This window comes from Serratia sp. SCBI, from assembly GCF_000747565.1.
GTDB classification, from domain to species: domain Bacteria; phylum Pseudomonadota; class Gammaproteobacteria; order Enterobacterales; family Enterobacteriaceae; genus Serratia; species Serratia ureilytica.
Window position 1 is genome coordinate 3,202,674 of sequence record NZ_CP003424.1, and the last position, 13,611, is coordinate 3,216,284.

The 13,611-nt window shown below is 56.2% G+C and carries 12 protein-coding genes and 1 pseudogene; all 13 read right to left on the bottom strand.

Annotated features, from left to right (window positions below):
* Window positions 1-29 precede the first annotated feature (29 nt).
* The 13 genes and pseudogenes from gspS to SERRSCBI_RS15125 all read right to left on the bottom strand — a co-directional run bounded on the left by gspS (window position 30) and on the right by SERRSCBI_RS15125 (window position 13,610).
* Complete coding sequence (gene gspS, locus SERRSCBI_RS15065; RefSeq protein ID WP_033643644.1) at window positions 30-428, bottom strand: type II secretion system pilot lipoprotein GspS; 399 nt, start codon at window positions 426-428, stop codon at window positions 30-32.
* A gap of 86 nt (window positions 429-514) precedes the next feature.
* Window positions 515-715, bottom strand: a complete 201-nt coding sequence (locus tag SERRSCBI_RS15070; RefSeq protein WP_015378375.1) for a hypothetical protein — start codon at window positions 713-715, stop codon at window positions 515-517.
* Window positions 716-830: 115 nt separating this feature from the next.
* A complete protein-coding gene (locus tag SERRSCBI_RS15075) occupies window positions 831-2,966 on the bottom strand; it encodes a peptidase domain-containing ABC transporter (protein ID WP_004935271.1) in 2,136 nt (711 codons plus the stop codon).
* Window positions 2,953-4,248, bottom strand: coding sequence for an HlyD family secretion protein (locus SERRSCBI_RS15080; protein WP_004935276.1), 1,296 nt, complete (start codon window positions 4,246-4,248; stop codon window positions 2,953-2,955). The genes SERRSCBI_RS15075 and SERRSCBI_RS15080 overlap by 14 nt, the downstream gene beginning before the upstream one ends.
* A 73-nt stretch (window positions 4,249-4,321) precedes the next feature.
* Entirely contained in the window at window positions 4,322-4,681 is a 360-nt protein-coding gene (locus SERRSCBI_RS15085; RefSeq protein ID WP_004935280.1) for a hypothetical protein, read from the bottom strand.
* A gap of 137 nt (window positions 4,682-4,818) precedes the next feature.
* Window positions 4,819-5,760: a fimbrial protein gene (locus SERRSCBI_RS15090; RefSeq protein ID WP_042784949.1), complete on the bottom strand. Its 942-nt coding sequence runs from the start codon at window positions 5,758-5,760 to the stop codon at window positions 4,819-4,821.
* Between the two features lie 42 nt (window positions 5,761-5,802).
* Window positions 5,803-8,379 (bottom strand): fimbria/pilus outer membrane usher protein, encoded by a 2,577-nt coding sequence (locus SERRSCBI_RS15095; RefSeq protein ID WP_042784951.1) that lies wholly within the window; start codon window positions 8,377-8,379, stop codon window positions 5,803-5,805.
* 54 nt (window positions 8,380-8,433) lie between these two features.
* Window positions 8,434-9,118: pseudogene (locus tag SERRSCBI_RS15100) on the bottom strand (molecular chaperone).
* A 56-nt stretch (window positions 9,119-9,174) separates the two neighbouring features.
* A complete protein-coding gene (locus SERRSCBI_RS15105; RefSeq protein WP_004935293.1) occupies window positions 9,175-9,714 on the bottom strand; it encodes a fimbrial protein in 540 nt (179 codons plus the stop codon).
* Between the two features lie 641 nt (window positions 9,715-10,355).
* Window positions 10,356-11,864 (bottom strand): PhoPQ-activated protein PqaA family protein, encoded by a 1,509-nt coding sequence (locus SERRSCBI_RS15110; RefSeq protein WP_042784952.1) that lies wholly within the window; start codon window positions 11,862-11,864, stop codon window positions 10,356-10,358.
* A 69-nt stretch (window positions 11,865-11,933) separates the two neighbouring features.
* Entirely contained in the window at window positions 11,934-12,332 is a 399-nt protein-coding gene (locus SERRSCBI_RS15115) for a hypothetical protein (protein WP_042784953.1), read from the bottom strand.
* A gap of 84 nt (window positions 12,333-12,416) precedes the next feature.
* Window positions 12,417-12,650, bottom strand: coding sequence for a hypothetical protein (locus SERRSCBI_RS15120; protein WP_004935304.1), 234 nt, complete (start codon window positions 12,648-12,650; stop codon window positions 12,417-12,419).
* A gap of 132 nt (window positions 12,651-12,782) precedes the next feature.
* Window positions 12,783-13,610 carry a Cof-type HAD-IIB family hydrolase gene (locus SERRSCBI_RS15125; protein WP_033643650.1) on the bottom strand — a complete coding sequence of 276 codons (828 nt, stop codon included), beginning with the start codon at window positions 13,608-13,610 and terminating at the stop codon, window positions 12,783-12,785.
* Window position 13,611: the final 1 nt, after the last annotated feature.

A 13,611-nucleotide genomic window follows, 5' to 3' on the forward strand; every position in this document is an offset into this window, starting at 1 on the left:
AAAGCGCGCCCGAAAGGCATGCCGGCGCGCTACTCCATGTAATCTTCCTGATCGGCCTGCGCCGCCGCGATAAAGCGGGCGGTGCTGCGGCTGAGCGCAGCGCATTTTTCCGTCAGCAGCTGATTGTCCTGTTGCAGGGTCAGGTAACGCGCCTGGGTAAGCGCCGGCAACTGCCGATACCCTGCCGCCTGCGTGTCCCAGCCGCGGCGCTGCGCCGCGCGCATTGCGGTACGCTGCAGCTTCACATCGTCCGGTATCTCGCTGCGCCCGCAGTCCACGCGCAGGAAGTGTCCGCCGGCCAGCATCGAAGCGATGTGATCCAGCTGCGCCTGCAGCGGCGGCGCCGGTTTATGCGCCGTCTGCTGACAACCGGCGAGCAGCAGCAATGCCAGCGCGCCGCAAAGAGACGTGCGAAACAGAGTCAACATGGGGGCTCCGGGAAAACCTGTGGGTGATGAGATGATCTTAGGTGAGCGGACGTCGGGCGGCAAGGCGAGCAGCACGCGCGGCCCGCTTAACGTCGGCCGCTGCTGACCTTGGTGGCGCGGGCGGGGTTGCCGGCGACGAATTCCAGCGTGGGGGAATAGTAAAACGGCAACCAGGCGTTATAGCCGCTCTCCCACTCCCATTTGACCGGGCAAGGCCACAGCATGTCTTCATGCAGGATGTAATAGATCCACCGCCCGGGCGGGCGGCGCGGTTTGCGCGTTTTCATAGCGGGTTCGACGGCCTGATGGAATGCGATAGGGTCAACTGCTGCATTTTACCGCGATTTTCGCCGTGGGGACAGCCTGCATTGCCGGCTTCGCCCCGGCGCCGGCAAGCGCCCTTTATTCACCGCCGCCTGCCGGCGCGCCGCTCTCGGCCCCCAGCACCACTACCCTGTCGGCCGAGTCGATGGTCGACTTTCTGTGGGCGACGATCACGCGCGTAATATTCAGCGAAGATATCGCCCGGTTGATCGCCGACTCATTCTCAACGTCCAGATGGCTGGTCGCTTCATCCATAAACAGCACGCTCGGGCGGCGATAGAGGGCGCGCGCGATAAACAGACGTTGCTTTTGCCCGCCGGAGATGCCGTTGCCCAACTCGCCGATCAGGGTTTCGTAGCCCATCGGCATCTGCATGATTTCATCGTGGATATTGCTGTGTATCGCGCAGGCCATGATCAGCTCTTTATTGGCATTGACCTCAAACCCGCTGATGTTTTCCGCAATGGACCCGGAGAACAGCCGGTCGTCCTGCAGCACGCAGGCGATCGCGTTACGGTAGTTATTCACCCCGACTTTATGGATATCCATCGCGTCGGCCAAAACCTGGCCGGAAGTGGGGCTGAGCAAACCGCACATCACCTTCAGCAAGGTGGTCTTGCCCGCGCCGGAGGCGCCCACGACGGCCACGCTTTCGCCGGCCGCAATACGCATGTTCAGGTCTTTGAAGATCGGCCGCGACAGCGCGTCATATTGATACGTAAGATTTTTTACCTCAATGGCAATCCCCGTGCCCGAGGGGAAAACCTGTCGCGGCGCGGACTCCGTCTCCGCATCGGTAAAGACGATGTCGGATATCCTCTCATTGTGCAGCGACAGCATGCGCAAGCCGATCGCCAGGTCGATCAGGCTCGAGGCCCGCTGAGAGAACTGGCCGCGATAGGCATTGAACGCCATGAACATGCCGAGCGTCATGGAATTGTCGATGACCATCATGGCGCCAAGCCACAGGATCGCCACCTGATCGAGCGTTGTGATAAAGGTATTGATCCCGCCGAACATCATATTGAATCGGGTGATTTTGATATTGGTATTGGCGGCGTCGACGTTCAGATTGAGCCAATAGCTGGAGCGCGTTTCCTTGATGCCCAGCGCCTTGACGGTCGAGATGCCGTACAGCGTCTCCATGAAATGCGAGTTGGCCTTGGCCGCCTTGACGATCTGCTCCTCCGAGAATTGACGGTAGGTTCTGTAAGTCATCATCCTGATGAGGATGTAGATCAGAGTGAAGCCCGCCACGACCCAGACCAGCCAGCCGCCGTAGACCATCATCATCGCGAACAGCCCGACCGTCATGATGCCGTCGATGATCCCGCTGACGATATTATTGGTAAAGGTGGTTCTGATCGCATCCAGCGAGGAAAAGCGCGATTGAATGTCCCCCAGGTGCCGTTTCTCGAAAAAATCCAGCGGCAGCTTCATCAGGTGTTCAAACAGCGTCGTCTTCCACTGAATATCGGTCAGCGTCCCGAGCACGATGGAGATCCAGGCCCTGGCGATACTGACCACCGCGCGGAACAAGGTGAAGAAGATCAGCCCCAAACAGATGACCGTCAGCAGGCTGTAGTCATGCGCCTGAATGACATGGTCGGTCACCAGTTGCGTTCCCACCGGCAGCAGCAGGTTGACCGATTCGATGACTATCGATAACGCAAAGATCTTGAGCAGCGTCCCCGGCAGGCCCTCGATGTTTTTCATCAAATCCAGCAGGCGCAAACGGGTCTTGAGGGTCTCTTTTTGAAAGGCCCTGTCGGGCCACAGCTCCAACGCGATGCCGGTAAAGTGATTCGACATCTCCTGCAGCCCGATCACTCTGCGCCCGAAGGCCGGATCGTGAATGACAAAACCGGCGCGCTGCACCTTAACCAACACCACGAAGTGATTCATATTCCAGTGCAGTATGCAGGGCGTTTTCAGCTGATTGATTTCGTCGATGTCCAAGGACAAGGCGCGCGTCTTCAGCTGGATTTGCGACGCGATTTGAGAGATCGTCCCCAGGGTCGCACCCTGGGTGGAAATGCCGAATCGCTGCCGCAGGCTCAGCATATCCACATTAAACCCGTAATAGGAGGCGATCATGGCGAGGCACGCCAGGCCGCATTCCGATGACTCCGACTGCAAGATGCTCGGCACCCGCTTGCGCAGTGAGAATGTTAACTTCTCGTTGATCCGTTCAAAGAGATTATTGTCCTTCATCGACTCGCCCCACGACGCTGTTTTTTATGTCATACAAAGGCGCGATCGCCCACTGATAAAGCGGTTTCTTATCCAGGAAGACGATGACCCTGGCCTGCAGCCCGCTGCTGATTTCGAGATATTTGCCTTTATCGCTGAATTGCGTGTCGCTGATGGACGCCAGCACTTTGTAGTAGGCGTTCCTTTCCCGTTTATTTCCGCTGCTGTATTCCGACATTTCCTGCGGGGAGGCGGGGACCGACGAGATGGATTCTATTTTTCCCGGAAACTGACCGAATTTATCCGACGGGAAGGCTTCATAGCGAATGTTGATGCCATCGCCGATTTTCACGTAGGGCAAACTGTTATTCGGCAGCCATAAAACCAGATAATATTTGATGTTATCAATCGGTTTGATTTGCGCCAGACTGCTGCCGCTCTCGACCACCTGCCCGGCGGTCACGCTCAGCGACTCGATTTTCCCCTTGAGCGGCGCTTTGATAATGACCTGGCCGCCGGCATTGGACTCCGCCAGCTGGCGTTGTAAATCACTGCGTTGCGATTCGCTTTGCGATATCTGATTGTCGTAATCGGCGGCGCGAATCAGCAAATCGCTGCGCAACTGCGACAGTTGAATATTTTGCTGGATCTTTTGGCTGTAGAGCGCCTGATACGAGCTTTGCTGTTGTTGAAAGAGCGAGCGCTGATAATTTAACTGATCTTTGGTGATCAGGCCTTTCGTCAAATAGTGTTCGTAATTTTTCAGGCTATCGCGCATTTTATCCATCCCCTCTTTGGCGCTGAGGTTCAGTTTCTCGGTTTCTTTATAGGCGTTTTCATAGCTATTGATCTGTTTGCGCAAATTATCCAGCATGGCGGTTTTATTTTTATTCAGCTTGCTGATTATCGAATCCAGATTGCTAATCTGTTTGCTTATTTCGCTGGCCGCGATATGGCTGACATTGCCGGACGTGGTGCTTCTCGAGACATCAATCACATACAGCGGCTCGTCCTTTTCCACGACGTCACCGGCTTTATGGAATGCCTGGCTCACGTAGCCGTATTGGGAGGAAAACACATTGGTGGAATGCGGGATGCTGATCACCTCGCCTTCAACATCGACCCGGCGCGTGTACTCGCAAAAATAGAGTGCGCCCGCCAGGATCAGAATAAAAGTGAAACAGGTGGCGGCAATCACATGGCTCGACGCGCCGGAAATTAACAGCGCCCTGCCGGTCCATCTTTGACGTTGATAATTGACCGCCTCCTGGCGGAAAATATTCCTGCTCTTATTATCACTCATAGGAAGAACCTGCGCTTGCCTGACCGGGAGACAGCCGCAGCGAGAACGCTGCGGCTTTGGACCGCGTATGGATTTAGCTGATGGTGCCGTTAATCAGCCCATCGAGGCCTTTTTTGGAGTATTCCAGCGTGGTGTCCCAGCCAATAACGGCTGCGGCCACGCCGCTGGCTACGCCGCCCAGGATGCCGCCGGCGACCATACCGACGCCCTGGCCAATCGAGCCGACGCCCAGCAGGCCGCCGCCGTCGCCACCGTGCTTACCGCCGATGACGGCGCCCGCCATACTGCCCACGGAGGCGCCCAGAGCGATGGATGAAACGGCTTCCGCGGCATTGGAGACGGCGCTGCCAATCAGCCCCGACAGTCCATTGCTCATATCCCAGGAATAAGCGCCTGACACTTCATTCATTTCGATAACAGACAGTTCTTTCATTGGTTAATCTCCATATTTAAACGGACAAACACTGCCATACATGCGTGTTGTCATTGCATTGGCATCGGCCTGCAGCGCCTGATGCCACCAATAATGTCGCGCGAACAGACGACATTATATTTTTAATAGGGGTCTCTTTAATTCTGCGTAATGGTGAATGTCATCACCGCGTCGGCCTGTCCGGGGCTAATGGCTCCCGTTTGCTTATAGCGCGCCATCAAGGGGATCCTGATCTCTTTTTCAGCCGCGGTGTGGTAATTGATCGGTCTGGAAAACGTTAATGGATTACGGTTCTCATCCAACACTTCCACGGCGACGCCCTTCGCCGCATCGGCGCCGTCGGCGATATCAATCATTCCCACGCCTGGCGAATTTCCGGCCGCCTCGAACGTGACCTGAACCGGAATATTGTCCTCCTGACATTGCAGAACCACGGAAAAATTGCGTTCGGAAGACGCCGCCGTGCTGCCGACGCCGTTAAACTCGCTGCGTTTAGGGCTGCCCAGATTTACCGTTTGATTTTTATAGTTCAAATCAACCAGGCAACTTTTCTGAATGACCTTCATGCCGGAAATACTGATATCCAAAATGGAGGTCGAATCCAGATAATATCTGGCGATAATTTTCCCGCCCATATCGCCGCCGGTTTTGATCGGGCCGGTTTTAATAAACGTCAGCCGAACATCGTTTCGATTGATCCACGGCGTCAGCAAGTTGGGCGAAATCGCCGTGTTGACGGGCACGTTCTTATTGCTCTGCCATAAGTCTGAAATCGTCACCCCCACGCCCTCGATGCCCGTTTCAAATACGCCGGGCAGCACGCTCGGCGTCAGCGGCGACATGGAGCGATAGGCGACCGAACCGGAACAAAGAAAAGAAAACGTCGTGCCGTTAATGCTGTTCTCCGTTCGAACAGCCAACTGCTCGCCGACTTCAATGCGCGGATCCACGGCCAGCGTCAGCAATCCCATACGGGCGGTTTTCGCGTTGGTGGTACAGGTGCCGGCATAAACCGCCGTCGTGAGCGTCGCCAGCCACACCAGGGCGCCGTAACCGAATATCCTGAGAAAAACGTTCATTTTCACTCTCACTTAAAAGTCATGATGGAAATAGAGCGAGATCTATTGGCAAACGCCGTTTAGGGTTTGGAGACCCGCTGACGGCGGCTCCGCCGGCAACTGGTAACGGATGCGGCATTGGTTCTCGCCATTCCTGCCCCACTGCGCGATGAGCAGGCCCTTTTCCGCCATGCCGCTCAGATAGACCACGCCGTCGCCGCCGACCAGGAACGGCTGAGCCGCCCCCTCGGCAAGACGCAGGCTGGCGCCCAGCGGCAGGGGTGCCCCCTGCGAGTCCGTCACCTTCATCAAAATCCGTCTGCCGACGTTGGCTTTGAAATTCGCCCGGCTCACCGCGCCGCGAGTCGGCGTGACCGACTGGTTCGTCAACTCGAGATCGACATCATCCGGCAAGCTGTCGACATCGAGGCGAATCGAATTGTTGCGATAAGGCGTGGCGTAAGGAACGATCGCGTAGCCGCGCCAGTCGGTTTTCACCCCGACCTGATTGCCGACCGCCACATCGCTCGCGCCGGCCGCCTGTACCAGGGCGACGGTTTCGCCGAACGGTTGACCGAAGGTCACGCCGTCTTCATGGGCGATCACCCCGCCCTTCACCCCGTAGTTGACGCGCTGTTGACTGCGATCGTAGGCGTAGCCCGCCGTGAGTTCGCCGTACGTCGCGCGCCAGTCGGCGTTGGCGTTGCCGCTGTTGCCCTGACCCTGGCTGCCATACCCTTCCTGTACGCTCCAGCTGAGGTTGCCGCCGGCCAGCGCCGTGCCGTTGAGGCCCGCCGTATGGCTGGTATTGCCTTTTTTGCTGGTGTTGAGGTTGTAGGTGGCGTAGGTGTTGCTCAGCCATTTCTCTAATGGCACGCTGATGTTGAAAGCGAAGATCTGATCGCGATCGTAAATGCGCCCGCGGTTCGAATCGCCGTAAATAGCCTGTGAATTCCGGCTGTAGCTGTAGTTAAAACCGTAGCTGATGCCATTCCAGCTATTGTTGTAACCCGCGCTCAGCGACTGCATATTGCGCTCGGAGCCCCAATAGTCTTCGGAGACCGCGCTGAGTGAAAGCGACCCCGCCCCTTCCCATAAATTCTGGTTCAGCGTGATTTCGCCGCGATTTTTGCGGCGGTCTATCGGGGCGTAACGGTTGCCGCTGCGATAGGTGTCCAGCACTTCCTGCAGCCCATAGTAGCCGCTGGTCGAATAGCGGTAGCCGGCGATGGCGAAGTTCGTCCCCGTCTCGACGATATTTTTGCTGTACCGCACGCGCCATGACTGACCATCGCTTTTCGGTTGATGCTCCTGCTTTGCCCACGCCTGGGTGACGTCGGCCGACAGAGCGCCGAACTCGCCCAGGTTCTTGCCCAGACCCAATGCCAGCGATTGATACGGCCCGGCGAATTGGCCGCCGCCATACAGGGTGAAACCGGCGGGCAAGCCATAAATCAGGCTGGCCTGCGAGAAGATCTTTTTATCCACGCTGTGATCGTAAGTGCGGTATTGCCCCGAGGTCAGCGCATATTTCAGCCGCCCTTCGCGTTGCAGCACCGGCAGGCTGGCGAAGGGAACGGTCAGGTGCTGTTCGCTGCCGTCCGCCTCCTTGATAGTCACCTCCAAATCGCCGCTGCCGCCGGTCGGGTACATGTCCGAAATTTCAAACGCGCCCGGCGCAACATAACTCTGGTAGATGACATAGCCGTTTTGGCGAATGACCACTTGCGCATTGCTGCGCGCGATGCCGCGCACCACCGGCGCATAACCTCGCAGGCTTTCCGGCAACATGTCGTCATCGGAAGCCAGCTGCGCGCCGCGAAACGATACGCTGTCAAACACATCGGACGGGCTGCTGCTTTCGCCGAGCGTCAGCAAGCTTTTCAGGCGGATGATATTGCGCTGGGCGTAGGTATAGACGGAGTCCCAACGATCCTCCGACGCTCGCCCGCCGCCGGCGCTGTTGTAGCTCCAGGTGGTGTAGTTCCGCACTCGCCAGGCACCCAGGTTGAAGCCCGGCCGCAGGTTGAGGTAATAACTGCTTGCGCTCTGGGTGAATCGATCGCGCCCCTTGCTGTTGCTGCCGGTGAAGCCATAGTTCAGCAGCATCGCCGGCAGGCCTTCATCCCATTGTTCCGGCGGAACGTATCCGCGCACCTTATTTTCCAACGCCGCCTGGGGGATACTCAGCATCAGGCGTTGGCGGTTAAATTGAAATTGCGCCGAGGCCTGCGGGATCGCGGCCAAATTCGCGCAGCGATCGGCACCGGCCAAACCGGGAAACAGCTCAACTTTCACCCCAAGCCGTTTCAGATCTTCCCGCGTCAGACAAGGCTGCAGATCGGCCTTCTCGTCGCTGCCGGCCCGCAGAGCGAACGACACCTCGCGCGTTTCCAGCAGCATGTCGTTCACCCAAATATCGACCCGATACGTGCCGGGAACCTGCTGGCCATTTTCAAAAATCGACAGATCGACGTGCTGCTGACCTGAGCGCCCGGTTTCCAGCAACGCCGGATTAAAATAGTCACGAGAGAAGGCGGGATTAGCCATGTTGCCGCATACCGCCGTTGTTGCCGTGAATAAGGCTATGCGTTTCAGCCAAGCATCCCGCTTCGCTAATATACGCTTTTGAGTTATCATTCATTAGCTCCATTATTGAAATGTTTTATCCCTCTGTCTGCCTTCCCTTACAGATTAAATACCTGACTGATGTTCTTTCCCTGTGCCGCCATAATCATTAATTAATTTCCAGCTTACCGACGTTGCGCCCGCCACGGGCAATGCAAACATTTCGCTGCTCATCGGCGCGATATACGTCACCTCTTTCATTTCCCGCCCCCCGATGCGGACATAATGAAAGTTCATATAATAAGGCGTTGGGTTGGTGAGTTTTAATTCTGAACCGACACGCTGCCATTTCAGCTGCTGCGTCACTTCTTCGGGCACTTGGCGGAGCAGCGGCGCCGGCCGATAAATCAATTTAATGCGGGTCTTGACCGCTATTTGCAGCGTATTCGATTTACCCGCCTGGGTTGTTGAAGGAATGGATTTAATATTCATCCAATACAAGCTTTCTTTATCTTTTGGTAAGTCATCGCCCACTTTCACGATGCGCAGCATATTTTCCTGGTTGCCGTCCAGCCGAAATAAAGGCGGCGTAACGATAAACGCGATTTTATCCACCCCGCTTTGTTGATTCTCCAGCCAGGACTGAATCAAATACGGTTCTTTATCCGGATTCTCCACGCTGATTGACGCTTCTTTTTTTTTCGCCGTTGAATATCACCCGCGTCCCGCCAATCACCACGCCGGCGTGAACCGTAGACGCAAACAATAAAATAATGAAAGCCGCTAAGGCGCCGTAGCGATTAAAACGCATAATATTATCTCCGAGGCAATACAGCCCGCTGTGAACCAGCGGGCAAGAAAATATTATCAGTTATAATTCAGCGTAAAGGTGGCGACGCTATTGGCTTTACCGGCGGTAACATCTGCCTGCGTGGAAATATAGCGGGCGGTAAAATCGAGGTTATTTTTCACGCCGCTGCCGGAAGCCAACGGATAAGCCGTCGACGCCGTGTAAAGCGGCAGAACACTGTTAGAAATATCAGACAGTTGGATACCGACGCCGGTAGCGACATCCGTTTCCTGGGTCAGCTGCAATACGTTGCTGTCGCCGTTATCGGCCGCGCCGTCGAACTTAACGGTGGCGCTTTTTACCGTATCCGGACAATCGGTGACTTCCAGCGTGAATTTTGTCGCGCTGGACGTTGATCCCTTGCCACCCGCAAATGCCGTTCGGGCCACATCACCCAAAACAACATTTAATGGATTACTCAAGTCATTCGTGACCTTGCACGCAGCATCGACAATATTCCCGGTAAAATTAACCTGACCATCTGCTGCCAGAGCAGGTAAAGCGCTTGAACACGCTGCCGCGACAAATGCCAACATAATCACTTTTTTTTCCATCATGGGTACTTCTCCTTTTGATTAGACAGACTTCAAAATATCCCCGCCACGGAGAACCCGGACAGGGAGAATAGGAGCTCCGCTCCTTTCACAGTTAATTATGCTTAGCTTTCCCCCTTTAGCAATACATAAAATCAATGTAAAGATGAGAAAAGATAATTACCCCAAATAGAATTAGCATCATTCTTTAATTTTTATTTTGAAAAAACCGCCAAATCGGCGTTTCTTGATTCAATCCTCTGGCCGCCAGGGAATTTATTCTCGCGCTATTCGAAGGCGCTTTCGCCAGATCCTCCTCATTTCCCCCTCAGCCGGAAAATCGGGCGACATCGCCGTAAAATGAAAGCCGGGCGATAAAACTCGCCCTGAAATAAATGACATTTATATTACGAAAGGCATCACGACGCGGCGGCAGCGAGAGGAGCAGAAGAATAGGAAAAGCATGGCGATAACGGTTTATCGAACAGGAGGGAGAATAAAGCATTCGCCGTTATTGAAACCGGCGCGGTCATGTGACAACGAGAAAATGGCGTTACGCAGAAATATTCTGTCTGACGCCGTTCACTATTTCGAAAACAAGGCAACAATGCGCTCTGTCGCGCAGAATAACGCATTGCCGCCTTATTGTTTTTCGGCGCCGCTAATTAATCGTCATGGCGATAATCTTCCCCCAGCCCTCTGCCGGGTAGGGTTTCACACGCCAGACCATCGCCCGCGGGAACGGCGGACGGATAGTTATCGTCAGGCGTGATAAAGACCGGCGTGGTCGCGATAAACCCATCGTTGAACACCGCCTCGATAAAGGTGGCCTCCCAGCCTTGCGCCGGGGCGGCCAGACGAAACTCGCCGCGATCGGCCTCCGCTGTAGCCAACGGCTCCGGGGTAAAGCGTACGCCGCACGAATAACGAAAATCTCGGGCCGTGCGGTTGTGCGCGCTCCAACGCCGCACGGTGGCCGGCGGTTCGGAAAAACGCAGCGTGCGCACCGCAGCATCCGCGGCGCTGCCTTGCACCTCGATCGTCGGCAACGCGATATCGCGCTGGCGGCGCTTGATCATCGCCAGTATGGCGCGTTCGGCGGCCGGCCGGCTTGCCGCGCGATCCCCGTCGGCAATCGCGCGCAGCGAAGCCTCACCCGGTGAGGCGCTGAAATAGAATCGCGTGCTGTCCGGCGGATAACGTTCGTCGCCGCTGGCGATGATGACATATTTCGCCGCCGCTGGCCGCTCTCCCGCCGTCGGCGGCGGATAAGCGGTGGGATCCGCTATTTGCATCAGTTTGTCGAACGCCGGCGTCTCTATGCGCCGATCGATGCCGAGTTGGTAATAAGGATGAAACGCCAACGGCCAACGGCCGCCATACGTACGATAGGTATGCTTCAAGACCTGCCGCGCCGCGACCCCATCCGGGAACATGGCGACGACGGCATCGATGCGCTCATCCGACAATGACGCCAGCCACGCCGCGGTTGCGCCGCTCGCCGCGCCCGCCACGATGAATTTATCTATCCCCCATCGGCTCAATTCGCGCTGCGCCAGCGTCATGGTTTGCGACAAGGCCGCCGTCATGGGGATCGCCAGCGGCATCATCAAGTATTCATCCGCATCGTCCAGGAACAATCGCCAGCCTCGGGCCTGGCTGTCCTCCCCCGCACGACGCCGCCCCTCATTTTGATATTCCAGGTACGGATAAGGCAGCCGGTTGACGACAATCACGATGGTGTGACTTTCCGCCGCCAAGGCCGCCGGCGTAGCGACGGAAAACGCCGCATTTTGCTTGCCTGGCCCGCTCGCCCCTGCGGCGGCGCAAGCGCAGTCATCGCTCATCAGCACCAACGCTTTACGGGCAAGCGCCCCGTTGGGGATATAAATATCCACATCGTGCCACCATTGCGTCGGCCGGATGGCGTCTTGCGGCGACCAGGATTGCGACATCAACCGATAATGGCGTATCGACACGTCATGGCCGTTATCCACGCCCTTTAACGAATATGACAGAGGCAATATGGCCAACTGATTGTTATAACAAGGAATAACGGTGTGCAAGGCGGGATGTTCGTCCGCAAAGCAGCGGTCTTCCTCTGCCGCCATGGCCTGCCGGCCGCCGATTAAGGCCAGGCAAATCAGCGCGATGTATCCGATGCGTTTCAGCATTTTTTCCTCCCCCTTTGTCCGTGGCAAATCCCTTTTACGCCGCCTGGCGGCAGGAAACCTTCCGCGCGCCTAGAGCACCTGATGAAAGCGTATCGGATAGCCAAAGCTGTCCTTTTCGAACGCCACGTCTCTGTCGTTCTCGCCCAGCAATAGGCTGTAAACGCCGTTTTCCTCATAACGGCTCATGGCGATATACAGCACCACCTCCCGATGGTCAGCGATCGTAAACTGTTTGCGCCTGGCGTTGATTTCCAGGGTAAACGCCACCACAGGATTGTTGTTCAGAAATACCGAGGTCTGCTGCATGGAGACGATCCTGCCCTGCGCTTTCTCGGTCACCTGAAAGGGCGTGGCGTCATTGGGGGCGCGTATATCCACCTTCTTTTGGATATAAATAAAGTTAAACACCGCCAACGCCACCGCCACGAACAGATTGATGACCATGATCAAGATGATTTTATTCGCCATGAACTCTCCCTTTGCCGTTCTTCCGGCTCCCGACATGAGCGAGGTAAAAGTGCCCTTGCGGGCACTTTTCATTAAGGGCCGGGCTTATGACGATTTACGGCCAAACAGCTGCGAGAAGGCGCTAATCCCGGCATCGATGACGGCGCCAATGCCCTCACCGAGTTTGGCGCCGGCGCCCGCCGCATCCGCGTGGATCCCGAATAGACCGGTACCGGCATCTACGATGGCGCCAATGCCATTGCCCAGGATTTTGCCGGCATCGGAAGCGATGCCTGCGCCGGAAACCGCCATGACTTCTGCTTCAGTCAGTTCTTTCATACTGTCTCCTTTGTATTTATCGACATGTTTAGTAATGAAAAAATAGAAACCCTCACTGTTTGTTCACCTCCTTGTTATCTGCCCACGAAAGACCCTGTTGCCAATGCGTTCACCCGCGCGGCGGTGACAATGTCAGAACAGGCCGAACTCACGGCAGAGATAATCGGCGACGCCATTGCGGCTGTTGGGCAGCGCAATCGGGTTAAACGGCAGCGCGCGCTTCAATTCGCCCATGGCATTGCCCATCACCACCCCCGTTCCGGCCCAGCGCAGCATGTCCAAATCGTTCATCGCATCGCCGAAAGAGAGGCAATCGCGCATCGCTATCTGTTTGGCGCTCAGATAGTCGGCCACGCTTCTGGCCTTGGAAATATGCTTATCCATGATGTCTATCGTTTCCGCAGAGGACTTACAGATGGACAGCGTTTTTCCGAAAGCCTGACTGACCTCGTCGTAAAACCGCTCGATCAGCGCCGCTTCACCCTGCAGCAGCACTTTCAGGATCGGTTGCCGTTTCATCGCCTCCGGCTCGACATAGCGGCAAGCGACGCCCGAGGTTTTGATATAGTCGGCAAAATGCGGATTCTCTTCGGCCATCATCCATCCTTCCTGGGTGAACAACGTCACGTGGAGCGGACAGGCGAAGAGGTAATCCATCAACATCATTTGGCTGTCGCGAGGCAGGAAATAGCGTTTATCCGCCACCGGCCGCCCCTCGATATTGACCATCGCGCCATTGCAGGAGACGATCGCCGGCGAGAACCCCAAGCCATCCACAATCCCGCGCGCATCCGCATCGCAACGGCCTGTCGCGATGACGATTTCCAGCCCGCGGGCATGCAGGATATTGAGTGTTTCCACCGTCAGATCAGACAGATTCCCGGCAGGATCCAGCAAGGTTCCGTCAAGATCGCTCACGATCGCCCGGTATTTTATTTTGCCGTCGATAGCAAGCCACATA